This is a genomic window from Peptoniphilus senegalensis JC140, from assembly GCF_000321025.1.
In the GTDB taxonomy this organism is placed as follows: Bacteria; Bacillota; Clostridia; order Tissierellales; family Peptoniphilaceae; genus Peptoniphilus_A; species Peptoniphilus_A senegalensis.
In genome coordinates this window covers 164,266-189,287 of the sequence record NZ_HE610718.1, presented here as the reverse complement: position 1 = coordinate 189,287, position 25,022 = coordinate 164,266, and the positions used below count along the sequence as shown (strand labels likewise).

Here is a 25,022-nt window from a genome sequence, read left to right as displayed (position 1 = left end):
TTAAGTATAATTTATTGGATATTGTGGGATAGTTAGGAGGTTACAAATGATAAAGTGCTTCCTAAATTAATGAAATGAAAAAATATTTAAGGAGTAAAATAGTGAATAAAAAAGATATTACAATAAGGCTAGAAAAAGAAGAAGATTATAGAGAAGTTGAAGAACTTGTTAGAAAAAGTTTTTGGAATGTATATAGACCTGGATGCACAGAACATTTCGTCTTGAAAAAATTAAGAGAAGATCCAAATTTTATTTCTGAACTAGATTTTGTCATGGAAAAAAATGGAAAAATTATAGGACAAAATGTTTTTGTAAAAGCTCACATTGACTTAGACGACGGCTCAAAACTTCCTATTATGACAATGGGTCCAATCTGCATTGCAAATGAGTATAAAAGATTAGGATATGGTAAAATGCTTTTGGATTATTCAATCGAAAAAGCAAAAGAATATGGATGTAAGGCTTTATTTTTTGAAGGGAATATTGATTTTTACGGTAATAGCGGGTTCATTTATGCATATTTAAAAAGAATTAGATACCACGGCTTACCAGAAAGTACAAAGGCAGATTTCTTTTTGTGTAAAGAACTTCAAGAAAATTATTTAGATAATATAAGTGGGGAATACAAAACACCTAAGATTTACTTTGTAGCAGAAGAAAATCCAAAGGATTTTATTGAATATGAAAAATCTTTTTCTAATAAAGAAAATTTTGATTAAAAGAGTTTTCTTAAATTTAAAATAAAAATTATAATGGTTCAAGATTAGTTTCTTGAACCATTATTTATTGTGCACTTAGATTTTAAATTGGTTTATTTAAGCTATTTATAAGTTATAATATTTTATTCCCATTCAATGGTAGCAGGTGGTTTTGATGTTATGTCATATACTATTCTATTTATATGGTCTACTTCGTTTACTATTCTATTGGAAACTTTGTCCAAGATTTCCCATGGGATTCGTGCAAAGTCTGCTGTCATGAAGTCTGTTGTTGAGACTGCGCGAAGGGCTAGGGTGTAGTCGTAGGTTCTGAAGTCGCCCATTACTCCTACGGTTCTATTATTTGTTAGGACTGCGAAGTATTGGTTGATGTCTTTTACTTTTGCAGCTTCTAATTCGTCTCTAAAGATTTTGTCTGCGTCCCTTAGTATGTCTAGTTTTCCCTTTGTGATTTCGCCCATTACTCTTATGGCAAGTCCTGGTCCAGGGAAGGGTTGTCTATCTACTAGGTAGTCTGCAAGGCCAAGTTCTCGTCCAAGGTCACGAACTTCGTCTTTAAAAAGCATTCTTAGTGGCTCGATTATTTCTTTGAAGTCTACAAAGTCAGGTAGTCCTCCTACGTTGTGGTGAGATTTTATAACTGCTGAGTCGCCAAGTCCTGATTCGATTACATCTGGGTAAATTGTTCCTTGTGCTAAGAAGTCCACTGATTTTATTTTTTGTCCTTCTTCTTCAAAGACTCTTATAAATTCTTCGCCGATTATTTTTCTTTTTCTTTCTGGGTCTGTTATGCCAGAAAGTTTTTCTAAAAATCTTTTTTCTGCATCTACTCTTATGAAGTGCATTCCGGAATCTTTAAAGGCTTCTTCTACTTCGTCGCCTTCGTTTTTTCTCATTAGTCCATGGTCTACAAAGATGCAAGTTAAGTTTTCGCCAACTGCTTTTGATAGGAGGGCTGCTGTTACTGATGAGTCAACGCCGCCTGATAGGGCAAGAAGAACTTTTCCATCGCCAACTTTTTCTTTTATTTCTTTTATTGCTTTCTTTGCATAATTTTCCATTGTCCAGTCTTTTTTTGCGCCACAAATATTTACTGCAAAGTTTTCTAACATTTCTTTGCCGTGAACTGAATGGTTTACTTCTGGATGGAATTGTAATGCGTAAAGTTTTTTGTCTTCATTTGACATGGCTGCTACTGGACAGTTTTTGCTATGAGCTATTACTTCAAAGCCGGTTGGCACTTTTTCTACTCTATCCACGTGACTCATCCAAACTGTTTCTTCTTCTGATAAGTTTTTAAATATTTTGGATGTTTTTGTTTTTATTTCTGTCTTTCCAAATTCTCTTTCTTTTGGTGCGTTTACTACTTCTCCGCCTAATGTGTGAGCCATGATTTGCATGCCGTAGCAAAGTCCAAGGATTGGAATATTTTTGTCGAAGATTTCTTTTTCGATTTTTGGTGCACTTTCTTCATATACTGAGTTTGGTCCACCTGTAAATATTATTCCTTCTACATTATCTCTATTTTCTAATTCTTTTAAGGTCTTATTGTAGGGCACAACTTCGCAGTAAATATTAAGATCTCTTATTCGTCTTGCTATTAACTGATTGTATTGGCCGCCAAAGTCAACTACTAATATCATATTAACCTCCTCTTCATTTAATATATTTTATAATAAAATTTTTATTTTGTATAGCTAATGGAGCTTTAAATTCAATTTGACGTAAGTATTTAAGCTAATTATATTGACATTAAATATTAGTAACAATATAATTTATAGAGGTAATGATTAAAGTTGTTTTTATTGTAAAATATGCCATTTAATGATAGAATATAACGTCAGGTAAAAGGAGTGGTAAAATGGGTTTAATGGAAAAGATTTTTGGTACCTACAGCGATAGGGAACTAAAAAAAATCGAGCCCCTTGTAAATAAAGTTATGAGCCTCGAAGGCGAAATGGAAAAGCTTTCAGACGCTGAACTAAAAGAAAAAACTGAAGAATTTAAGAATAGAATCAAAAATGGTGAAACTACAGATGACTTACTTCCAGAAGCTTTTGCTGTTGTAAGAGAAGCTGCATGGAGAGTCCTTGGCATGAAGCACTTTAGAGTGCAAGTTATCGGTGGCATTGTTCTTCATCAAGGAAGAATTGCCGAAATGAAAACTGGGGAAGGTAAGACACTTGTTGCTACACTTCCAGCTTACTTAAATGCTCTTGAAGGCAAGGGCACACATGTTGTAACTGTCAACGATTATTTGGCAAGTCGTGATAGAGACTGGATGGGCAAGGTTTATGAATTCTTAGGACTTACTGTTGGATGTATTATCCACGATATGGACCAAGACGAAAGAAAAGCTGCCTACAATTCTGATATAACTTATGGTACAAATAATGAGTTTGGTTTCGACTACCTTAGAGATAACATGGTTATCTACAAAGAAGAAATGGTACAAAGAGGACTTCACTTCTGTATTGTCGACGAAGTTGACTCAATTTTAATTGATGAAGCGAGAACGCCTCTTATTATTTCTGGTCAAGGAGACGAATCTGTTGACTTATATGTTAGAGCAAGAGATTTTGTAAACACACTTTCTCATAGAGTTAAGAGCCAAGATGAAATTGATCTTGAAAGATTTAACAGAGAATTTGAAGAAGAAACTGTTGACTATGTTATAAATGAAAAGGACAAGACTGCAACACTTACTGATAAGGGTATTGAAAAAGCTGAAAAATATTTTGGAATCGAAAACTTATCAGACGCATCAAACATGGAATTATCTCACCACATTAACCAAGCCCTAAAGGCTGCTGGTACAATGCACAAAGACATTGACTATGTTGTTAAAGATGGCGAAATTATAATCGTTGATGAATTTACTGGACGTTTGATGTATGGTAGAAGATACTCTGAAGGACTTCACCAAGCAATCGAAGCTAAAGAAGGCCTTGAAGTAAGAGCTGAATCAAAAACTCTTGCTACAATTACTTTCCAAAACTACTTTAGAATGTATGACAAACTTTCTGGTATGACAGGTACTGCCATGACAGAAGAAGGCGAATTCAGAGATATTTATAACATAGATGTTGTTGAAATTCCTACTAATAAACCAGTTGTTAGAGAAGATGACAATGATCACATTTATATAAGCGAAGATGCAAAATTCAAAGCTGTAACAAGAGAAATAGCTGAAGCAAATGAAAAGGGACAACCAGTTCTAGTTGGTACAATTTCAATCGACAAGTCCGAACAACTTTCAAAATATTTGAAACGTGCAGGGATCAAGCACAATGTATTGAATGCTAAAAAGCACGAACAAGAATCTGAAATAGTTGCACAAGCTGGTCGCTTTGGTCAAGTAACTATTGCCACAAACATGGCTGGTCGTGGTACCGACATTGTACTTGGTGGTAACCCAGATTATCTTGCTAAGAAGGAACTTAAAAAACAAGGTATGGAAGATGAAATGATTGAATATGCAGATTCATACTTTAAGACTGAAGATCCTGAAATTTTAAAGGCAAGAGAAGATTATCAAAATCTTGTAAAAAAATTCAAAGAAGAAACTGACAAGGAAGCTGAAGAAGTTAAAAAAGTAGGCGGACTTAGAATAATTGGTACAGAAAGACATGAGTCAAGACGTATTGACAACCAATTACGTGGTCGTTCAGGTCGTCAAGGAGACCCAGGTTCTTCAAGATTTTATATATCAGCAGATGATGATTTAATTAGACTATTCGCTGGAGACAGATTCAAAGAAACAATGGAAAAAATTGATTCTCCAGAAGATGAACCAGTTGAAGCAAAAATTTTAACAAGACTAATTGAATCAGCACAAAGAAAAGTAGAAGGAAACAACTTTAGTATTCGTAAAAATGTCCTAAAATATGACGATGTTATGAATAAGCAAAGAGAAGTAATCTACGCTGAAAGAAGAAGAGTTCTTGAAGGAGAAAACCTAAAAGATGACATCACAGCAATGAGAAATGATGTAATAGATAAAACTATAGACTTCTACAATAAGCTTGATGACAACAACAAAAACTATTTGGACTTTGAATCAATTAGAACTTTCGGAATAAATACTTTTGGTTTCGAAGAAGATTTCTTAAAGGGAATAGAAAATCCAACAGTAGAGTCTTTGAAAGAATATATAAAAGAACTTGCTGATGAAAAATATAAGGAAAAAGAAGAAGACTTTGGAGATGAAAAATTCAGAGAAATTGAAAGAGTTGCTTTACTTCAAAATGTTGACCAAAAGTGGATGGATCACATTGATGCAATGGACCAACTAAGAAAGGGAATTGGACTTCGTGCAGTTGGACAAACTGACCCAGTAAGAGCCTACGCAGAAGAAGGATTTGACATGTTTGAAGGCATGAACGAATCAATTAAAGAAGACACAGTAAAAATGCTTTATCACGTAGTGAACCCTGAAAGAGTAAAGAGAGTTAGAGTTGCAAAAGAAGTTGAAACTGTAAATCCAGATGACGGAAAACAAAAACCTTTTGTTAGAAAAGAAAAAAAGGTTGGAAGAAATGATCCGTGTCCATGTGGAAGTGGAAAAAAATATAAAAACTGTCACGGAAAATTTGAATAAAATTTGATTTAGTTTTGAAAAATAAAAAAACTCTGACAACTTTATAGTTGCCAGAGTTTTTTTATACTCATAAATTGAAATTAAATGAGAAAATTTAATAATAAAACAAAAAGGGCGAGTTCTCTTTATAAAAAATTTATTTTAGATTTATAAAATAAATTTTAAGTTCTCTTTTAAATATTTTCTATTAAGAAGTCTTAAAAGTTCTCAAAAAAAAGAGAGGTTTTATCCTCTCTTAAGATTAAATACTCAATTACATATCTTTTTCTAAAAGTTTACCTGTTTCAAATTCGTATTTGTAGGTTACGTCTTTATTTCCATTAACAACTTCAACATTAACTACATACACACCATTGTCGAATTCAACTTCGTATTCGCCAGCTTCAAAGCCTTGACCGGCGTCCTTTAAGGCAAGTTCCATAAATTTATCAACTGATTCAACCATTTCTAATTGTATGTCTGCTGTCTTAGCTGAAGTGTTTTCTGCTTCAGACTCATCTTTAACAATGTCACCTGTCATTGCATTAACAGTAACTTCATATTCATTTTTGGCATCATAACCATCAACTTTGTAGTAGGCATTTTCATTTTCAACTTCAAGTTGGAAAGATTCAACTTTTGCATCAGGGTGAAGTTTTTTAAATCCATCAAAGGCAATTCCTCTGTCTAAGTTTGCAACTGCGCCTTTATTTACTGCAGTTTCTTCCTTTGTTTGTGCATCAGTCATATTCTTGTTTGCATTTTTATTAACATTTTCTTCAACTTTCACTTCAGGATTTGTTGGTTCTGCTTTTTCATTTTTTTGTCCACAAGCAGAAAGTGTTAGTACAAGTCCTAGTCCAAGTGTTGTAATTAAAATTTTTTTATTCATTCTTCCTCCTAATTTAATAACTAATAAATTTTCTTTCTCTAATTACATACCCATAAAAATATTTAGTAAACTTTTTGTCAATTATTATAATAAATAATGAATAAATTATATATGAAAATACTTTTTATGTGTTATAATGAAAAAAAGATACCTGCGAAAAAGGAAAACATTTTATTGAAGAGGAGAGTTGGTTTTTTGGATCTTCGAAGCAACAAAAAATCTCTTAGCAATTTAGTTTATAGAGATTTAAAAGAAAAAATTTTGAAAAATAAATTACTTCCAGGAGATAAATTGATTGAGATGGAAATCGCTTCTAATCTTGGCGTGAGTAGAACTCCAGTGAGAGAAGCTCTTAAAAAACTTGAAGAGGATGGACTTGTGACAAGTTTTCCAAGAAAGTCTTTTATAGTTTCTAAAATTTCAGTTAAAGAAGCCAAAAATCTATATATTGTAAGAAAATCATTGGAGCCTCTTGCTGTTGAACTCTTGGCAGAGAAGGGATTTACTGAAAAGACAAAATATTTTCAAGAAGTAAATGAAGAGCTTAGAGTTGCAATAGAAGACAATGATGAAGAATTGGCACAAAATTTAATTATCGAATGGAATATGGCTCTTGTGAGTTCTCTAAATAATGAAATTTTAGTTGAAGTCATGACCATGATTAACAAGAGACTTTATAGGTTTGGAAATTTTATTTTTAGAGATAAAAGAAATTACAAAAAGCATTACAATAATTTGCAAAAAGTTTATAAATTAATAGAAGAAAAGAAGCCACAAGAGGCGAGAAGAGCTAGCGAAAAGACAATTGAAAATATTTATACAATGTTCGAGGAACAGGCAGATTATAAAATGTTTAGAAATTAAAAAAAGCACTTGACAAGAGTGTTTTTTTTAATTATAATTATTTTTGTTGCATCGGCAATGTAAAAAAGTAAAAATTTCATAATGAAATTGTAAAATTTGCACCTTTAGCTCAGTTGGTAGAGCAACTGACTCTTAATCAGTGGGCCTACGGTTCGAGTCCGTAAAGGTGCACCACTTAAAACCTATTAACTTTGTTAATGGGTTTATTTTTTTATAATTATAAAAGTATTGACTTCTACATAATTGGCGACATTGATAAGTTTCGCTACACAATGGAAAAGATTGTAGATTTAAGTGAATTTGATGTAAAGTTTCATAATATTGAAATTGAAGATTTAGAGAAGTATAAAAAATAAGGCTCCACTTAGGAAGCCTTATTTTTGTTTAAGTCATAAATTATTTTTAGTCCATCAATTCCTAGAGATTGATACTCTTTTATTGGATAATCTTCACTTTCGAGAAGGTGTGCATTTGAGCCAGTAACTAATATTTTTGTTTTTTCTTTGTTTAAAGAATATGTCTTTATTATTTCATCGACTATTCCAAAGACGGCTCTTGTGTATCCAAAATAAATTCCTCTTTGAATTGCCTTTTCTGTATTTTTGCCAATAATATCATCTACTTTTTTTATTTCAACTAGCTGAAGCTTTGCAGAGCCTTTTACTAATCCTTCTTGAAGAAGACTAATGCCAGGGAGAATTAATCCACCGAGAAATTCTTTTTTTGCATTGATATAGTCAATAGTGGTAACTGAAGATGCAGATATAATTATTATATTTTCCTTGTATCTGTGAGTAGCTGCCACTGCTCTTATTATTCTGTCTGTGCCAACTTCTCTTGGACTCTCACATTTTATATTTAAACCAGTTTTCACTCCAGCAGAAATAATTATTGGACTTCTGCCGATTATGTCTCTTGCAATGCCTTCGTAACTTGAATTTAGCTCAGGAACAACTGATGAAAGTATAATATCAGATATGTCAGTGAGCTCTATTTTTTTGTCCATGAGTATTAGTTTAATTGTGAGTTTAATTTCTTCAGTGGACCTATTTTTGTCAGTCATTATAGAAAATCTCGTGACAAGTTTTTCTTCTTTAAATATGCCAAAATTGGTATTTTTATTGTTTATATCAATTGCAAGTAACATATTAACCCTTTCTTGCTTTTAAAGCTTTTATAACTGCAGTAGTGATAATAACAGATAGAATTGCTTCAGGTATGCCTGATGTCACTGAAACACCAAGGATTGCTGACTTTGCACTTTCCATTGGAATATTTAGTGCCTCCACATATCTCTTAGCATAGATAACATAAATTCCTCCAAGGACTAATATTGTGTTAGTCATTGAGCCAACAAAGGCACCAATGGCAATAGGAAAGTCCTTTTCGCTTGACTTAAAGGAGTAAACTAAAAAGCCAAGACAAAGTATGAGAAGAATTACTACAAAAGTTATGTTAATGGTCGAACCTCCATTAGTAATATTCTTATAAAGTAGGAATGCCAAGAATAGTGATACAAGTCCCCACAAAATTTTTGTAAGAGTTCTTAAATTTTTGTCTTCAAGCTTTTTCATTGCATTGTATGAGTAGTAAGAAGTTATACCAATTAGAACTCTGGGCAAAACGGAAATAAGTGGATTGTAGAAGACAAAGGCAACGGGGCTTGCATTTCTTAATATTGCATTTAAAAGAGATGACACTCCAAATATAAGTCCTACCATTGCTCCAACAAGAGGACCTTCAGCTATTGCTCCAATTATGACTGGGATGTGCATTGTAGTTGCATTTATTACTCCAAGTGGAATAAGTCCAAGGGGAGTTAGACTAAGTACAACAGTGATTGCACCAAGCATAGCAGCTATTACTAGCTTTCTGTTACGTTCATTAGTTTTATTCATTTTTACCTCCAGATAGGGTTCATTAAGATACCCTTCACGCATCATTAGATGCTCTTATAACTTACAAGCCCACCTGCACTTTCTGCTGAATAAATTGCATTTGCAATAGACCTAGAAATTGTTTTTGCAGCAAGTATTCCAACTAAATTTATATCTGTTTCTACTTCGCCACTTGCAAGAGTAAAAATAGTATCTCCATCGTTCATGGTATGCACTGGATTAATGGATCTTCCATAACCATCATGAGCCATTTGTGAGATCTTGTTACAGTTTGCCTTTGTTAGCTTTGCATTTGTCGCAATCACAGATATAGTTGTGTTGGCTGGGCTAAATTGATTATAGTCCTTTAAACTCTTTTCGTAAAGGGCACAGGTGTCTAAAAATTTTTTATTTTTTCTATCATAAACTCCTGCGATTCTCTTTCCAGCTTCGTAATCAAAAATATCTCCCAGAGCATTTAGGGCTACGATAGAAGACACAACTAGGTCGCCAACTTTTATTGAAGATTGACCTACGCCTGACTTCATGGCAAAGTCATTGCCGAGAATTTTTCCAACGCTTGCGCCACATCCTGCACCAAAGTTTCCCATAGTTTCATCTTTTTCACTTGCATTTTTTGCTGCAGCATAACCCATATTAAAGTCAGGTCGAACTTTTGAGTCGCCTAGAGCAAGGTCAAATAAAACTGCACCAGGAACTATGGGAACAATTCCCACACCAACATCAAAGCCCACATTTTTTTCTTCCAAGTATTTCATGATGCCGCCACCAACATCAAGACCATAGGCAGACCCGCCAGTTAAAAAAACTGCGTGAACCTTTTGAACTAAATTTTCAGCTCTCAATAAATCAGTTTCACGAGTGCCAGGTCCAGCACCGCGAACATCAACTCCTGCCGTAAATCCATCTTCACACAAGACTACGCTTGTGCCAGTTAAGGCAAGCTTATCTTCTGCGTGACCAAGTTTAATTCCATTGACATCAGTTAAAAAGCCTTCGTACATATTTCCTCCTCAATTCTATAAGTCAAAATAAATTTATCAAAAGCCCCATCACTGATGAGGCTTAATTTTTTCCTATTTATTTTTTCTTTTTTCATTTACAGACTTTACTTTATCCTTAAAAGTATAATCCTTGTCTCGTCTGTCATCTATTTTAACAACAGAGTAAACTCTATTTGCTCCAGCTTCAAAAACAGACTCTTGCATCTTTCTTATTACTTCATAAATTACAGAGAGGTCTTCATGTGAAATAACTGTGCCCATGGGATTTAATTCATAAGTTAGTCCTTCAACTTCTCCAATTGCATCAAGAGCACCAGCTATGTACTTGCTCACAGATGTATTTTCTGTTCCAATTGGTACAAGTGTTAATTCTGCTACTGCCATATTATTCCTCCTTTGATATTCTCGGCAAATTCCAATTCATTTTCACAGCCAATAGTCTAATGATTAAAACTGAAAAAAAGCAAATTATCATTGAAATTTGATAACTCAAAAAGTGTCTTGCGATAATAAAAATTGCTGCACCCATTATGCAGGCACCTGCATAAATTTGTTCACGAAAGATGAAGGGTATAGTCCCAGCCAAGATGTCACGAATCATTCCACCGCCAACTCCAGTAATTGATCCAACAAAAATCAAAAGAAACTTATTGTCATAACCTAGAGAAATTGCCGTCGCCATACCCGTTATGGTAAAAGATGCAAGGCCAATAGTGTCTGTAATTACCATAAAGCTATTCATGATTTTAGCCAAGTGCTTGTTCGAAAAATTTTTCTTGGAAAAGAAAAATATAAAAACTAAAATTGAAAATACAGTTGATATAAGAGCGTTAGTTGAATTTTGAAACATATTTGGTGGAGTTATGCCAAGGACTAAATCTCTTATAAATCCACCTCCAAGAGCAGTTACAAGACCTAAAACAATTACACCAAGTATATCCATATTCTTTTTGCAACCAAGTATGGCACCAGAAATTGCAAAGGCAATCGTGCCAATTATGTCGAAAAACACATTAAATTCTAAATAATTTCCATTCATGCATTCATTATATCAAAGTTTATTTTAATGAAGTGAGAAATTTCAATAATTTGAAAAAATTTTTCAATCTTTGTTATAATAATACTAAATAATACTATTGGAGGGATTATGAGCATACTTATAAAAAATATTTCTTATTTAGATATAGAAAAGGAAAAAATTATTGACAATGCTGATATTTTTATTGAGGAAAATAAAATAAAAAGAATCGGAGAAAATTTGAAAATAGATGCAGATCAAGTTCTTGATGGAGAAAATAAACTTTTGACACCAGGCTTTGTCAATGCTCACACTCATCTTGGCATGTCTTATTTTAGAAATTATGCCGATGACTTGGCACTTATGGACTGGCTTAAAAATGAAATTTGGCCAATTGAGGCAAAACTCAATGCGGAAGACATATATTGGTCATCAATGCTTTCTATTATAGAAAACATAAAGTCTGGTGTGACAACTTTTTGTGATATGTATTATGAAATGGATAGAGTAGGCGACGCAGCTCTTGAATCTGGAATCCGTGGAGTCTTAACTCGTGGCATGACAGATGTAGATGGCAAGGGCGAAGAAAAGTTACAAGAGTTTGATGCACTTTATAACAATTATCACAACAGAAGTGATGGCAGAATAAGAGTTGTGCCTGCACCTCATGCGATTTACACTTGTTCTACAGAGTTTTTAAAAGAAATTTCTGAGAATGCTAAAAAGTTGTATGATAATATAATTCACATTCACTTATCTGAAACTCTTACAGAAGTGGAGAATTCAAAAAAAGAATATGGCATGACGCCAATAGAATATGTAAATTCACTTGGACTACTTGATAGCCAAATAATTGCAGCTCACTGCGTTCACATAACTGATGAAGAAATTGAACTTGTAAAAAATAAAAAATTCTACCCAGTGTATAATCCTAGTTCAAACTTAAAACTTGCCAGCGGCTTTACTCCAGTGGATAAAATGTTAAAGAATAATATTAAATTGGCGATGGGAACTGATGGCGACTCATCAAACAACAACCAAGATTTTGTAGAAGAAATGCACATAGGTGGCATTGTCAACAAGGCTGTTACTATGAATGAAAAAGCTGTGCCTGCAATTGAAATTTTAAAAATGGCAACAATTAATGGAGCAGAGGCACTTGGCTTTGAAAAACTTGGGCTAATAAAGGAAGATTATATGGCAGACCTTACAATTTTTGACTTAAATTCAAATTCCTTTACACCTAAAAATAATCTAATCTCAGCCCTTGTCTATTCAGCAAACTCATCCGATGTGGAGTCAGTAATTTGCGATGGAAAATTTATAATGAGAGATAGAAAACTTGTTAATGTAGATGAGAAAAAAGTTAGAGATATTGTAAATAAGAGATGGGAAGATATAAAGGTAAGATAAAAATTTATGAGAGAAAAACTTAATATTAAAGAGATTTTTAAAGTTATTTTAAAAATAATAATTTTACTTGTGGGAATAGCTCTACTAACTGGTGGAGCCTTGCTTTTATTTTCACTAATATTTTATGGACAAACTCATTTTAAAAGTGATTATAAAAATGCTAATCTTGTCATGTTATTAGGAACAACGGGACAAATTTCGGCAGCAATATTATTTGTGAAATTTATTTTAAAGAAGAAATTTGACTACATCTATTTCAAAAAAGATAAGCTTGCAAAAAACATTGCTCTTGGCTTATTTTTTGGATTTTTGCAAATTTCTCTTTATGTACTTGTAGATTTAGGAAGAGGAGTTCTTGGATATGATGGAATTAATCTTGGAAATCTTAATTTAATTTTCTTAGGGTACTTTGTTGGATTTTTCATTCAATCAACATCAGAAGAAGTTTTGGTGAGAGGTCTTTTAACAAGAGCCTTATTTGATAAATATGGAAAGAAAATTGCAATAATTTTGCCATCAATTTTCTTTGGACTTTTGCACCTTGGCAACGAAGGGGTAACAATTCTATCCACCCTAAACACAATATTAGTGGGAATATTTTTTGCAAAATTATTATTTTACACAGACAATATCATGTTGACTTCTGGAGTTCACGCAGGCTGGAACTTTTCCATGGCGATGATTTATGGCTTAAATGTAAGTGGCTTTAGTGGCTTTGACAGCCTACTTAATTTTAAAATTTTAAATTATGCTCTCTATGACAAAGCTTATGGGCCAGAGGGCAGTATAGTAGTAACTTTTATTGAAATCATAAGCATTATCATTATATGTTATTTAGAAAGAAGAAAGGAAGTAAAAAATGGATGAGAAAAAAATAGTTTACTCTGGAATTCAACCTTCAGGTTCCCTAACTATTGGAAATTATATTGGAGCTTTAAAGAACTTTATTGGACTTCAAGACGAATACAACTGCCTATATTGCATAGTTGACATGCACGCAATAACTGTGGCACAAGAGCCAAAGGACTTGAGGAAGAACACCCTTGATGTCCTTGCTCTTTACCTTGCAGCAGGTCTTGACCCAAAGAAGTCAATAATTTATATTCAATCTCATGTGCCAGCTCACGCTGAACTTGGCTGGGTTCTAAATACAATGACAGGTCTTGGTCAACTTCAAAGGATGACACAGTTTAAGGATAAGGCAAAAAAATACACTGATGTCCAAGCAGGACTACTTAATTATCCAGTCTTAATGGCGGCAGATATTTTGCTTTACAATACGTCTTATGTGCCAGTAGGCGAAGACCAAAAGCAACATATTGAAATTACAAGAGATCTTGCTCAAAGATTTAATTCAAGATACTCTGAAACTTTTACAATTCCAGAAATTTTGACGCCAAAGGTTGGAGCGAGAATTATGTCTCTTAAAGATCCATCTTCAAAAATGTCTAAGTCCGATGCAAATAAAGACTCCTTTATTTTAATTTTAGATTCAGAAGATGATACTAGAAAGAAAATAAAAAGAGCAGTAACTGATTCATCTGGCGAGTTTAGGTATTCTGATGAACAAGCTGGACTAAAGAACTTAATCAATATTCACGCTTCCTTCTCCGGCATGAGTCCAGAAGAAATTGTAAAGAAATACGAAAATCTTGGTTACGGAGAATTTAAGGAAGACTTGGGGGAAGTTGTAGTTGAAGGACTAAGACCACTTCGCCAAAGATTTAAAGAAATCAGAGATGACAAGGCCTACCTTGAATCTGTTTACAAAGAAGGAGCAGAAAAGGCATCCTACCTTGCCAACAAAACTTTAAGAAAAGTTTATAAAAAAGTTGGATTTATCCCTAGATAATGGAATTTATATTGATTTAAAAGGACTTTTGTGGTATCTTTTATATAAATTGGGAGGTGTCCTATGAATAAAATAATAATTGTAGTAGCCATTAACTTAATAGGTGCAGGAGTCTTATATGGATATAATGCTAATGAAGCTGGAGCTATTGGAATAATTGGTGGAGCAGACGGTCCAACTCAAATCTATACAGAAACAAATAAAAAGACTGACAAAGATAAGGGTATAGAAATAATTGGTGGGGCAGACGGTCCGACACAGATTTATACTGAAAAGAAAGAAAACAATGACAAAGATAAAGGTATAGTAATTATTGGTGGAGCAGATGGTCCAACACAGATTTATACTAAATCAAAATAAAAACAAGCAATAAAAAAGAGGATTGTAATAATTTATATTTAGAGAGAGACCATTTGCTGAGAGGTCTTTATAAACTTTACAATTGTAGCTTTTTTGCTTCTTTGGTGAAAGAAGTAGCCAGAGACGACTTATCTCGTTAAAGATTTTAAAGTGTTTATTGAAAAATAAAAATTAAGGTGGTACCGCGTCTTTCGTCCTTAGGGATGGAGGACGCTTTTTATTTTTAAATTATAAAAAATATACAAAATATAAATTATGAGGAGGAAAAATGAAAGACTTAAACAAAACTTATGATCCAAAGGATTTTGAAGAGAAAATTTATGACTATTGGATGGAAAATAATTATTTTAGAGCAGAGGTTGATGAAAATAAAAAACCTTACTCCATTGTAATGCCACCTCCAAATGTAACTGGCAACCTTCACATGGGTCACGCTCTTAATAACACAATTCAAGATGTCTTAATTAGGACAAAGAGAATGCAAGGCTACTCTGCACTTTGGATTCCAGGCACTGACCACGCATCTATTTCCACTGAAGCAAAAGTTGTAGAAAAACTTAGAAGAGAAGGCATAGACAAGGAAGATATTGGAAGAGAAAAATTCTTGGAGAAAGCTTGGGAATGGACTCATGAATACGGTGGAAATATTGTAAATCAACTTAAAAAACTTGGGATTTCCTGCGACTGGTCAAGACAAAGTTTTACTCTTGACGAAAATTTATCCAATGCAGTAGAAGAAGTTTTTATAGAGCTTTATGAAAAGGGATTAATTTATCGTGGCAACAGAATTATAAACTGGTGTCCATCTTGCGAAACTTCAATCTCTGATGCAGAAGTTGAGCACGTTGAAAGTGATGGAAACATCTGGTACTTCAAATATCCTTTTGCAGATAGAGAAGGTGGAATTGAAATTGCAACTACAAGACCAGAGACAATACCTGGAGACCTTGCCATTGCAGTAAACCCTAATGACGAAAGATATACTGACCTAGTTGGCGAATATGTAATGATTCCAGTAATGGGCAACAAAAAAATTCCAATTATTGCAGACGATTACGTTGAAATGGACTTTGGCTCTGGTGCAGTAAAGATCACTCCATCTCATGACCCTAATGACTTTGAAGTTGGCGGACGCCACAATCTTGGTCAACTTGTAATCATGGACGGCAAGGGATACTTAAATGAAAATGCAGGCGACTATGCTAGCATGGAAAGATACGAAGCTAGAAAGAAAATCATAGAAGACTTTGAAAAGCTTGGCTGCTACATTGGCAAGAAGCACCACCACAACGCTGTTGGTCACTGCGAAAGATGTAAGACGGTAATTGAGCCACTAATTTCAAAACAATGGTTCGTAAAGATGGCGCCACTTGCCAAGCCAGCTCTTGAAGAATATAGAAAGGGTAACCTCAACATAATTCCTGAAAGATTTGGAAAAATTTATGAAAATTGGCTAGAAAATATCCGTGATTGGAATATTTCAAGACAATTATGGTGGGGACACAGACTTCCAGTTTGGTATTCTGACTCTGACGATGAAATTGTGATTTCAAAAACTGACCCAACAAATACAAAGGGACATGAAGGCAAGACTTACACTCAAGACGAAGATACATTAGACACTTGGTTTTCATCTGCCCTTTGGCCTTTCTCAACAATGGGTTGGCCAGAAAAAACTCCTGAATACGAATATTTTTATCCAACAAATGTACTTGTAACTGGCTACGATATAATTTTCTTCTGGGTAATAAGAATGGTCTTCTCTGCCCTTGAACAAACGGGCAAGCTTCCTTTTAAAGATGTACTTTTAAATGGACTTGTAAGAGATGACCAAGGAAGAAAAATGTCAAAATCTCTTGGCAATGGAATCGACCCACTTGACATCATAAGAGACTACGGTGCTGACGCCCTTAGATTTACACTTGTAACTGGAAATACACCAGGCAATGATATGAGATTTTACACAAAAAGAGTTGAAGCCAACAGAAACTTTGCCAACAAACTTTGGAATGCAACAAGATTTCTCATGATGAATATGTCTGATGAAATTACAGATTCCAACTTTGATTTGGAAAAACTTCACTACGAAGACAAGTGGATTCTTTCAAAATTACAAAAAGTTATAAAACAAATTACAGAAAAAATAGAAAAATATGACATTGGACTTGCAGCAGATGACATTTACGACTTTATCTGGTCTGATTTCTGCGACTGGTACATTGAAATTGTTAAACCAGTTTTATATTCTGATAATCTTGAAGAAAAAATTAACACAGTAAAAGTTTTACTTTATGCTCTAGAAAATATTTTGAAACTTCTTCATCCATTTATGCCGTATATCACAGAAGAAATTTGGCAAGCCCTACCTAATAGAGAAGATGCCCTAATTGTTTCTAAATGGCCAGAATATAAGGAAGAACTTGTCTTTGAAAAGGAAGAGAGAGCCACAGAATACATTGAAAATGCAATTCGTGAAATTAGAAATGCAAGAAGTGAAATGAACATCGAAAATTCAAAAAAATCCAACACTCTTGTCTACACTAAAGATGAAGAGATAAAGGAAATTTTTGAAGAAATGAAGGGACTTTTATTAAGCCTTGGCTATTCAAATTCCGTTGAAGTAACTGATGATGAAGGCAGAAAAAATTCAGAAAATATTGCTATAGTTCTCGACAAAGCAGAAATTCAACTTCCATTAAAGGAACTTGTGGACTTTGAAAAGGAATTAAAAAGACTTCAAAAAGACAAGAAAGATGCAGAAGCTGAACTAAAAAGAGCCAAGGGTAAATTATCTAATCAAGGTTTTGTAGCAAAGGCTCCAGAAAAATTAATTGAAGAAGAAAAAGAAAAAGTTACAAAGTACGAAGAGATCTTAAAGACAGTGGAAGCACAAATTGCAAAGGTTGAAAAAAATCTATGACATACACTGAAGTTGTAAAAAACATTGAAAAGAGAATTGGAAAATTTAAGTCCAAGGGCAACCTTAGAATAAAAAAATTTTTGGAAAAAATTGACTCTCCTCACAAAAATCTAAAAGTAATTCACGTGGCAGGGACCAATGGCAAGGGTTCAACTGTAAATTTCATAAAGGACATCCTAAAGGAAGAATACAAAGTTGGATCCTTTGTCTCTCCTCATCTAATAACTTATTGTGACAGAATAAAAATTGGAGACGAAGAAATTTCACAAGAAGACTTTGCAGAAATCGGCGAATTTATAATAAGTAAGGAAGCAGAAATAATAGAAGACTACGGCGAGCTTAATCTTTTTGAATTTTTGACCATAATGGCGATAATTTACTTTGACAGAGAAAAAGTTGATTTGGCAGTATTGGAAGTTGGCATGGGAGGTCGTGCCGACTCCACAAATATTTTCACAAGCCGCGAAAAATTAATTTCCATTATCACATCAATTTCCATGGATCACATGGAATATCTTGGAAGCACCATAGAAGAAATTGCTGATGCCAAGGCTGGCATCATAACAGATCATGGGCTTGCTCTTACAAATAATAAAGATCCAAAAATTCTAGGTGTAATAGATAGAGAAGCAAGAGAAAAGTCTGCGGAAATTTATTACACAAAGGATTTAGAGAGTGAAATTTTAAAATCTGACTTAAAGGGAATTGACTTTAAAGTAAAATTAGATGACTGGGAAGAATTTTCTCTTACACAAATTGGAGACTACCAAGTGGAAAATGCCCTTGGAGCAATTTATGCCCTATATTTATTAAACAAGAAGGGAATTTTAAAAATTTCCACAGAAAAAATTAGAGAGAGAATAAAATCTTCAAGATGGAAGGGCAGAATGGAAATTGTATCAAGAGAACCACTAATAATTTTAGATGGAGCCCACAACTTTGACGGCATCAAAAAATTAGTGGAGTCCATTAAGAGTTTTAAATTCAAAAAACTTTATCTAATCATGTCAATTTTGTCAGACAAGGAGCACAAAAAGATGCTTGAAGAAATTTCATCCTACACAGATGAAGTTGTCTTTGTAAACTTGGACTACAAAAGGGGAACAAAACCTGAAGAGTTAAAAAAAGAAGCAGCTTCTTATGGACTTTCTGCAGAAATTATGAAATTAGAAGACGCAATTTCTCACTATAAAGAAAAATATAGTGATGGCGATTTAATTTTAATAACAGGCTCTCTCTATTTTGTAAGTGAAGCAAGAGCAGAAATTTTAAATTACGATTACAGGGTTTAAAAATTTTATTATTTAGAGAATTTGTAAGAACTTTGGAATAAAGTTTTAAAAATAATTTTATATAATGATTGCGGTGATAATATGAAAAAGATTAGATTCGCAGTCATTATTTTTTTAATAATTTTTCTTGTAAGGGGATTTTCCATCCACAGAAATAGGATTTCAAGTGAGATAAGTTTAAAAGACAGTGAAAATTTTACAAGAGGCGAAGATTTGTCAGACAAAATAAAAATAATAAAGGAGAAGGCAAAAAAAGATGAGGGCTATGAATTTGTCTATGAAAATATTGACAAGCTCCCAGACAAAATGATAAAGCTTGCCGCAAAAAGGGAAGAGGCCCTGGGTTTTATACTTGGATACTTAAAAGATGATAAAAGTCTTGCGAAAAAAAGTGAAAGTTTTGGTGTAAATAATCCAGTGAAATTTTATCTTCAATTTGATCCTCGTTGGGGATACGAAAAATATGCAGGAGGACTAATTGGAACAAGAGCTTGTATGCCAACTACTCTATCCATGGCTTTAAGCGGCTGTGGGATAAATAGGAGTCCAAAAGAAATTGCAAAGTTTGCAGAAAAAAATGCTTATGTTGAAGCGGGCATGAGTTCATGGAATCTTATAGAAGATTATTTAACAAAAGAGGGTTTAGGAGTTCGAGGAATTATGAAAAGTGAAACAATTAGTGAACTTGAAAGGGGAAATCTTGTAATTTTATCTTTCAAACCAGGCATTTTTACAGACACAGGACACATAGCTTTGGCATGCGGACTTGATAATGAGGGGAGAATTATTTTAAATGACCCAAACTCTGTTTATAATTCAAAAAACAGATGGCAGTACGATAAAATAAAAAAAGAAATAAAAGCAGCTTGGGCTGTTGAAAAAAATAAATGATAAAAAATAATAGTTCGTCTTCTATTAGGAAGATCTTATACACAAAAATTTTCAAACATTCACGCATACTCAAAAAACTTCACAAAATCAAAAAAATAAGACCATGGATTTTTTTCCATGGCCTTTAAAAGTTTAAGTTAAATTATTTTGTTTCTTTAACTTCTTTTTTCATATCGTCTTTCTTTTCTTCTTTCATTTCTTTTTTATCAGCTTTTTCTTCTACTTTAGCGTCAGCTTTAAGTCCAAGTTTTTCATGAGCTTCTACAAGAGCTTTAAGAGCATTTTCAATTTGTTCTGGTTTAGCTTCTTTGTCAGCAAGGATTGATTTTGCAGCTGCAATTGCGTTTTCGTAATTAGTAACTACATCTTCTTTTGCATTTTTGAATTCTTCAGATTCACGAACTGCTTTTTCTTTAGCGATTTCTTTTTCAAGAGAAGCTTTAACTTCTTCTACTTTAGGTGCAACTTTTTCTTCAGCTTTAGCATCTTTATCTGACATTAATAAAATAGTGTTAGTAGCCTTGTCAAAGTCAACGCCAAATCCAAGAGCTTCGCCTAGATCTCTAAGCTTGTAGTAATTGCTGTCATCAACCTTATATGCAGTAGCAGTAAGAGCTTTGTCGCCAACCATTACTTTGTCATTAGTAAGCATTCCCTTAGACATAGCCTTAACTTCTTTTTGGTCAGTTTCAGCAACTTTGTAGTCAGCGCCCTTAGTTAAAGTAACCATTGCATCTTTGTATTCAACACCAAATTTAGCTTTAGAATCTTTTAATACAGCAGCTAAATCTCTTAATTTGAAGTAGTTGTAACCTTCGATATTGTATCCGTAGATAACAACATCTTTTCCGTCAAGCTTAACTTTTTGGTTAGTAGCTTTAACATCCATAGATTTAACTTCTTCTTTTTTAGCATCCTTCATTTCTTCTTTGTAGCCAAGTTTTTCTTTAGCTTCAGTAAGATTCATTAAAGCATTTTTAATTTGTTCTAATTCAGCTTTTTCATCATCAACAATTGATTTTGAAGCAGCAATTGCATTTTCATAATTAGTAATAGCTTCTTCTTTTGCATTTTTGAAAGCTTCAGATGCACGAATTTTTGACTCCATAGCCATTTCGTCTTTAAGAGCCTTAATAGTTTCTTCCTTTGATGCCATATCTTTTTTTACTTCTTTTGCTTTTTCTTCAACTTTTTCTTTAGCATCAGTCATAGCTTCTTTTGCGTCCTTAGCCATTTCTTTGCCAGCTTCTTTTGCTTCAGCCATTTTTTCTTCGCCTTTTTTAATAGCTTCTTCAATTTTGTTAGGTTGTTTTACTTCAGCATTTCCTGCTGGAGCAGCAAAAACTGGGCTTGCAGTAGATAGTAGCATAATACCTGCTAGTGATAGTGATGTAATTTTTTTATTCATTTTATTTATTCCTCCTAAAATGTATTTAACTATATTATACAGAATTGCAAAATGAAATCAATTCCAATAACTTAAATAGTGACTTAATTTTACATTTTTAATAATTTTGTAACATTACTTATTAGAATAAGCGTAGACAAAACCGCCGCTTGCATCTACAGCAATGAGGCTAGATTTTGTGTAGAAATTATAAGTTCCAGCTTCAGGCGTAACTTGTTGATTTGCATTTAACTCATTTTCCTTTAAAAATCTTTTCTTATCGCCAACAATATCCATAAATTCTCTTGCGACCTTCTTTGATTCCTCTTCACTTAAATGCTTTTCCAAGAAAGGATATTTTTCGCAAGGGAAGTAGTCAAACTTGTAAAATTTTAAATTATTATTTTTATCAAAGACAAATCTCATAGAAAGCTTGTCCTTAGCATAATCCTTTAAAAATAATTCATAAACCTTGCCATCTTCCACTTCTTCAACCCTAATTACTCCATCCTTTAAATAGTCAGAAAGGTCAGTTACCTTCCTTAGCTTATTAATAAGAGCAAGGTCCTTGGCGTCTTTAGAAAGATCCACATCGCGAGTAGGATCTTTTTCGTAGCCATTGTCAATTGCACAGTAAAACTTTTCTTCATTCCACTCAAGATTAGCACCCATAGCATTGGCAAGAGCCCTTGCAGGCACATAAGTAGTGTCCTTAAGGATGAAAGGTGCAGAATCAATTGTGTAGACCATATTGTCAATCCTGTACTCATTGGAATTAATATAAAAAACAATTTTTTTGCCCTTGTTTAAAATTTCAACTTCACTTGTGTCTGACTTCCAATTGACATCGGCACCTAGATTCTCAGAGACAAGGCGAAGTGGAATATGAATTCTATCATTTTTTACAATAAAATCCCTCTCAAAGACCTTGTTATTTATAACTAGAGTCATCTTTTTTTCGCTCCTTGCATTGACGCTTGTAAACAAGAAAAGAAAAGCAAGCATAAGTATAAATTTCTTCTTCATAAAATCACTCCTTTAATTTATTATAACATTAAAAAATTTTAAAGAATTTACAAAAAGGTTAAGATTGTAATTAAAAAAGCTTCTGGAGAAAATTCCAAAAGCTTAACTTTTTATTATGAACTTGTTGCCACAGCTTTTACAAGTGACTTTTATCTTGCCCTTGCCCTTTGGCACTTTCATTTCAAGTTTACAACTTGGGCACTTGATGTACTTGTAAACTTTTCTATTCTCATACTTATTTTTTGATGTGAAAAATTTTCTCCTAAGAGGTTCTATTGTGTCGAGGAATTTTTTATTTTCAGAATATCTTGCACTTGTGTCGCGGGAAAAAATTCTGTAATAGGAATAAAAAATTAACATCAAAGCCACAGCAGATAGGGCGGAGGTCTTTACAAATAAATTTATAACTAGAAGAATTAAAGTTAGATATAAAATAAATTTGCCAAGCTCATCTTGACCATATCTTCCAATCATAAAATTTCTAATTTTTTCTTTAAAATTCAAAAAATCACTCTTTCTAATATGTATTATATTTTTATAACTTACCCAAATAAGAATAATTAAATCTAGTAATAACTAATAAAAAAGTGATAAAATAATAAGGGAGGTGAGAACATGGCAATTATTAATATTATGATAGAGGAGAATTTAAAAAATGAATTTGAGGAAGTTTGTGATTCTATGGGTATGACAATGGAGGAAGCCTTTGAAATCTTTGCTAGAGAAGTTGTTAAAGAAGGAAAGATACCATTTGATGTGGAGAAAAATCCAATACTTGAATAATTTGATGATATAGATAGCTTTAAAGTCTACACAAAAAATCGAGTGCAATTTCATAATTTTTTGACAAAATAATAAAAGCTGCAAACGAAAAACTTGAAAGGGAAAATAAATTATTGTGGCAATATTTTTTATACCATGCTATAATATGAAAACAGCAAATTTATATGCTCTGTAAATTTTTATTTAGCTTTTACATGAAATGTAAAAAATATAAAAAAATTTTCAAAAAGTATTGACAAAGAATAAAAGCTCCAGTATAATATATTCTGTTGTTAAAACTTCATGCGGGAATGGCGGAATTGGCAGACGCGCTAGACTTAGGATCTAGTTCCAACGGAGTGGGGGTTCAAGTCCTCTTTCCCGCACCATTGATAAGCACACAAGTTAGCTTGTGTGTTTTTTTTGTGCCATTTTTTATTGATGAGATTACTACATAAGAGAAATTTTATAGAAAATCTTTTACAAAAATATTCATGCCAGCACCAAAATATTTACAATTCAATTACATTTGCAATAATCCTTTAAAATCTCTTTTTTAAAAATTTCTATAGAGTATAATGTAATGTATTGGAGGAATTATGAAGAAAACTTTAAAAATATTTTTTGCATTTATAATTATAATTTTAATTTTTATATATATTACTGGACTTTATTTCTTTAGAGATAGATTTATGCCAAGGACTTTCGTCAACGGACGAGACTTCGGTCTTACGAAAATTTCTGAATTCGAAAAAAATTATGAAGATATTTCAAAAAACTTTGTCCTAGAAGTTATTGCCAAGGACAAAAAAAATAATGACAAAATTACAGCAGACGAAATAAAATTTGAAGAAAAAATTGGCAGCGGCTTTGTGGAGCAAACTCCACTGTATTGGCCTGTGGCTGCTTTAATCGACAAACACTATAAGCTTGACACAGATTTAAAATATGATGATTTGGCTCTTACAAATAGAATAAACAGCCTAAAGGCAGTGCAAAATGAATCAGTTCATTCAACTGATGCCAAAATTGTTTTTGACAAGGATGAATTTAAGGTTGAAAAAGAAGTTCATGGCGATTTTTTAAAGCGAGATGAACTTAGACAAGCTATATTAGGTCATTTTTCCGACAAAAAGGAAAAATTAAATCTTGAAGAAGAAAATCTTTATATTGAACCGAAAATAATAGCAGATAGCGACTACATCAAAAATCAACTTGCATCTTACCAAAATCTTTTTACTAAAAAAATAACTTTTGACTTTGACGATAGAAAAGAAGAAGTGACAGGTCAGGGCATAATCGCCATGTACTCCAAATCAGAAGATGGAAGCTTAGTCATTGACGAAGAAAAAGTTGCAAAATTTGTAGAGAAACTTGCAGCAAAGTATGACACATTTAGAACATCAAGAATTTTTAATGCAACAGGAATTGGGAAAATAAAAGTAGATGGCGGAATTTATGGTTGGCTCACAGATAGACCCAAAACGAGAGACGAAATAATTGCGGCATTAAAAAAAGATGAGCCAGTGACATTAAAACCAATATACAGACAAGACGCAGTCTCAAGAAGAGTGGACGATGTAGGCAACACTTATATTGAGGTTGACCTTGCAAGGCAAAAACTTTGGTACTATAACAAGGGTAACTTGGAGTTAGAGACCAATGTTGTTTCAGGCAATCCAACTCATGGCAACGGAACACCAACAGGGACAGATAGAATATGGTCACGTGAGAGAGACAGATACCTCACTGGCGAGGACTATCGTTCAAGGGTAAGCTATTGGCTACCTATAAATTGGTCAGGCGTTGGACTTCATGATGCAGACTGGAGATCAAACTTTGGGGGAAATATTTATATGTCAAACGGTTCTCATGGTTGTGTAAATGTTCCGCCACAAGTTATGAAAAACCTATATCCAAAAACCTTTAACGGTATGCCGGTAATAGTCTATAACTCAGCGACACAAAAAATTACCGTCCCAGCACCAACAACACCAGCCCAACCGCAAGGGCAAGTGCCAGCACAACAATAAAGAACCATAAAAAAATTTTTCTAAACTAATGAACTAGGCAATTTTGTCTAACTCATCGGTAACTTATAAAGAGAACACCTTTAGTTACAATTGTAGACTAATGGGAGTGTAT

Annotated in this window: 23 protein-coding genes, 2 tRNA genes and 1 other annotated feature; of the genes, 15 read left to right on the top strand and 10 right to left on the bottom strand. The window is 33.3% G+C overall.

The genetic code is table 11. The features are described from left to right. Nucleotides 1-101 precede the first annotated feature (101 nt). Entirely contained in the window at nucleotides 102-719 is a 618-nt protein-coding gene (locus PTSHG_RS05140; RefSeq protein WP_148498676.1) for a GNAT family N-acetyltransferase, read from the top strand. A gap of 122 nt (nucleotides 720-841) precedes the next feature. Here PTSHG_RS05140 and guaA read toward each other — a convergent pair whose 3' ends face one another. Then, nucleotides 842-2,362 (bottom strand): glutamine-hydrolyzing GMP synthase, encoded by a 1,521-nt coding sequence (guaA, locus tag PTSHG_RS05135; protein ID WP_019107817.1) that lies wholly within the window; start codon nucleotides 2,360-2,362, stop codon nucleotides 842-844. Nucleotides 2,363-2,580: 218 nt separating this feature from the next. Here guaA and secA point away from each other — a divergent pair, with 218 nt between their 5' ends. Further along, nucleotides 2,581-5,319: a preprotein translocase subunit SecA gene (secA, locus tag PTSHG_RS05130; protein ID WP_019107816.1), complete on the top strand. Its 2,739-nt coding sequence runs from the start codon at nucleotides 2,581-2,583 to the stop codon at nucleotides 5,317-5,319. Nucleotides 5,320-5,572: 253 nt separating this feature from the next. Here secA and PTSHG_RS05125 read toward each other — a convergent pair whose 3' ends face one another. Then, nucleotides 5,573-6,190, bottom strand: a complete 618-nt coding sequence (locus PTSHG_RS05125; RefSeq protein ID WP_019107815.1) for a PepSY domain-containing protein — start codon at nucleotides 6,188-6,190, stop codon at nucleotides 5,573-5,575. 195 nt (nucleotides 6,191-6,385) lie between these two features. Between PTSHG_RS05125 and PTSHG_RS05120 the strand changes: the two genes are divergently transcribed. The 3 genes from PTSHG_RS05120 to PTSHG_RS09785 all read left to right on the top strand — a co-directional run bounded on the left by PTSHG_RS05120 (nucleotide 6,386) and on the right by PTSHG_RS09785 (nucleotide 7,410). Next, nucleotides 6,386-7,054 carry a GntR family transcriptional regulator gene (locus PTSHG_RS05120; protein ID WP_019107814.1) on the top strand — a complete coding sequence of 223 codons (669 nt, stop codon included), beginning with the start codon at nucleotides 6,386-6,388 and terminating at the stop codon, nucleotides 7,052-7,054. Nucleotides 7,055-7,152: 98 nt separating this feature from the next. Further along, nucleotides 7,153-7,228, top strand: a tRNA-Lys gene (locus PTSHG_RS05115). 23 nt (nucleotides 7,229-7,251) lie between these two features. Further along, the gene (locus PTSHG_RS09785; RefSeq protein WP_019107813.1) at nucleotides 7,252-7,410 is read left to right on the top strand and encodes a hypothetical protein; all 159 of its coding nucleotides are present in this window, start codon (nucleotides 7,252-7,254) and stop codon (nucleotides 7,408-7,410) included. Nucleotides 7,411-7,418: 8 nt separating this feature from the next. Here the strand turns inward: PTSHG_RS09785 and PTSHG_RS05105 are convergent, their stop codons facing one another. From PTSHG_RS05105 to PTSHG_RS05085, 5 genes are all read right to left on the bottom strand, one after another. Continuing rightward, nucleotides 7,419-8,201, bottom strand: coding sequence for a type III pantothenate kinase (locus PTSHG_RS05105; RefSeq protein ID WP_019107812.1), 783 nt, complete (start codon nucleotides 8,199-8,201; stop codon nucleotides 7,419-7,421). Nucleotide 8,202: 1 nt separating this feature from the next. Then, nucleotides 8,203-8,952 carry an ECF transporter S component gene (locus PTSHG_RS05100; RefSeq protein WP_019107811.1) on the bottom strand — a complete coding sequence of 250 codons (750 nt, stop codon included), beginning with the start codon at nucleotides 8,950-8,952 and terminating at the stop codon, nucleotides 8,203-8,205. 44 nt (nucleotides 8,953-8,996) lie between these two features. Beyond that, nucleotides 8,997-9,956: a P1 family peptidase gene (locus PTSHG_RS05095; RefSeq protein ID WP_019107810.1), complete on the bottom strand. Its 960-nt coding sequence runs from the start codon at nucleotides 9,954-9,956 to the stop codon at nucleotides 8,997-8,999. Nucleotides 9,957-10,028: 72 nt separating this feature from the next. After that, entirely contained in the window at nucleotides 10,029-10,340 is a 312-nt protein-coding gene (locus PTSHG_RS05090) for an MTH1187 family thiamine-binding protein (protein ID WP_019107809.1), read from the bottom strand. Nucleotide 10,341: 1 nt separating this feature from the next. Next, nucleotides 10,342-10,995 (bottom strand): trimeric intracellular cation channel family protein, encoded by a 654-nt coding sequence (locus PTSHG_RS05085; RefSeq protein ID WP_019107808.1) that lies wholly within the window; start codon nucleotides 10,993-10,995, stop codon nucleotides 10,342-10,344. A 108-nt stretch (nucleotides 10,996-11,103) separates the two neighbouring features. On the opposite strand from PTSHG_RS05085, the gene PTSHG_RS05080 reads away from it, so the two are divergent. The 7 genes from PTSHG_RS05080 (at nucleotide 11,104) to PTSHG_RS05050 (ending at nucleotide 19,702) form a co-directional block, all read left to right on the top strand. Beyond that, on the top strand, nucleotides 11,104-12,387 hold the full coding sequence (locus PTSHG_RS05080) for an amidohydrolase (RefSeq protein ID WP_019107807.1): 1,284 nt from the start codon (nucleotides 11,104-11,106) through the stop codon (nucleotides 12,385-12,387). Between the two features lie 6 nt (nucleotides 12,388-12,393). Next, nucleotides 12,394-13,254 carry a CPBP family intramembrane glutamic endopeptidase gene (locus tag PTSHG_RS05075; RefSeq protein ID WP_019107806.1) on the top strand — a complete coding sequence of 287 codons (861 nt, stop codon included), beginning with the start codon at nucleotides 12,394-12,396 and terminating at the stop codon, nucleotides 13,252-13,254. Beyond that, complete coding sequence (trpS, locus tag PTSHG_RS05070; RefSeq protein WP_019107805.1) at nucleotides 13,247-14,239, top strand: tryptophan--tRNA ligase; 993 nt, start codon at nucleotides 13,247-13,249, stop codon at nucleotides 14,237-14,239. The genes PTSHG_RS05075 and trpS overlap by 8 nt, the downstream gene beginning before the upstream one ends. Nucleotides 14,240-14,302: 63 nt before the next feature. Then, nucleotides 14,303-14,599, top strand: coding sequence for a sodium ion-translocating decarboxylase subunit beta (locus tag PTSHG_RS05065; protein ID WP_019107804.1), 297 nt, complete (start codon nucleotides 14,303-14,305; stop codon nucleotides 14,597-14,599). Then, nucleotides 14,600-14,801 (top strand) — a binding site (T-box leader). Nucleotides 14,802-14,867: 66 nt separating this feature from the next. Further along, complete coding sequence (locus PTSHG_RS05060) at nucleotides 14,868-17,519, top strand: valine--tRNA ligase (RefSeq protein WP_019107803.1); 2,652 nt, start codon at nucleotides 14,868-14,870, stop codon at nucleotides 17,517-17,519. After that, a complete protein-coding gene (locus PTSHG_RS05055) occupies nucleotides 17,516-18,811 on the top strand; it encodes a bifunctional folylpolyglutamate synthase/dihydrofolate synthase (protein WP_019107802.1) in 1,296 nt (431 codons plus the stop codon). Before PTSHG_RS05060 ends, PTSHG_RS05055 begins: the two co-directional genes overlap by 4 nt. An 81-nt stretch (nucleotides 18,812-18,892) precedes the next feature. Further along, nucleotides 18,893-19,702 (top strand): C39 family peptidase, encoded by an 810-nt coding sequence (locus PTSHG_RS05050; protein WP_019107801.1) that lies wholly within the window; start codon nucleotides 18,893-18,895, stop codon nucleotides 19,700-19,702. Between the two features lie 142 nt (nucleotides 19,703-19,844). Here PTSHG_RS05050 and PTSHG_RS05045 read toward each other — a convergent pair whose 3' ends face one another. The 3 genes from PTSHG_RS05045 to PTSHG_RS05035 all read right to left on the bottom strand — a co-directional run bounded on the left by PTSHG_RS05045 (nucleotide 19,845) and on the right by PTSHG_RS05035 (nucleotide 22,619). Next, entirely contained in the window at nucleotides 19,845-21,110 is a 1,266-nt protein-coding gene (locus PTSHG_RS05045) for an FIVAR domain-containing protein (RefSeq protein WP_019107800.1), read from the bottom strand. Nucleotides 21,111-21,224: 114 nt separating this feature from the next. After that, entirely contained in the window at nucleotides 21,225-22,115 is an 891-nt protein-coding gene (locus PTSHG_RS05040) for a copper amine oxidase N-terminal domain-containing protein (protein ID WP_019107799.1), read from the bottom strand. Between the two features lie 102 nt (nucleotides 22,116-22,217). Next, the gene (locus tag PTSHG_RS05035) at nucleotides 22,218-22,619 is read right to left on the bottom strand and encodes a hypothetical protein (RefSeq protein ID WP_019107798.1); all 402 of its coding nucleotides are present in this window, start codon (nucleotides 22,617-22,619) and stop codon (nucleotides 22,218-22,220) included. 111 nt (nucleotides 22,620-22,730) lie between these two features. Here PTSHG_RS05035 and PTSHG_RS09650 point away from each other — a divergent pair, with 111 nt between their 5' ends. From PTSHG_RS09650 to PTSHG_RS05020, 3 genes are all read left to right on the top strand, one after another. Then, on the top strand, nucleotides 22,731-22,898 hold the full coding sequence (locus PTSHG_RS09650; protein WP_019107797.1) for a type II toxin-antitoxin system RelB/DinJ family antitoxin: 168 nt from the start codon (nucleotides 22,731-22,733) through the stop codon (nucleotides 22,896-22,898). Nucleotides 22,899-23,182: 284 nt separating this feature from the next. Further along, nucleotides 23,183-23,266: transfer RNA gene (locus PTSHG_RS05025), tRNA-Leu, on the top strand. Nucleotides 23,267-23,476: 210 nt separating this feature from the next. Then, a complete protein-coding gene (locus tag PTSHG_RS05020) occupies nucleotides 23,477-24,910 on the top strand; it encodes a L,D-transpeptidase family protein (RefSeq protein ID WP_019107796.1) in 1,434 nt (477 codons plus the stop codon). The last annotated feature ends 112 nt before the right edge of the window (nucleotides 24,911-25,022 follow it).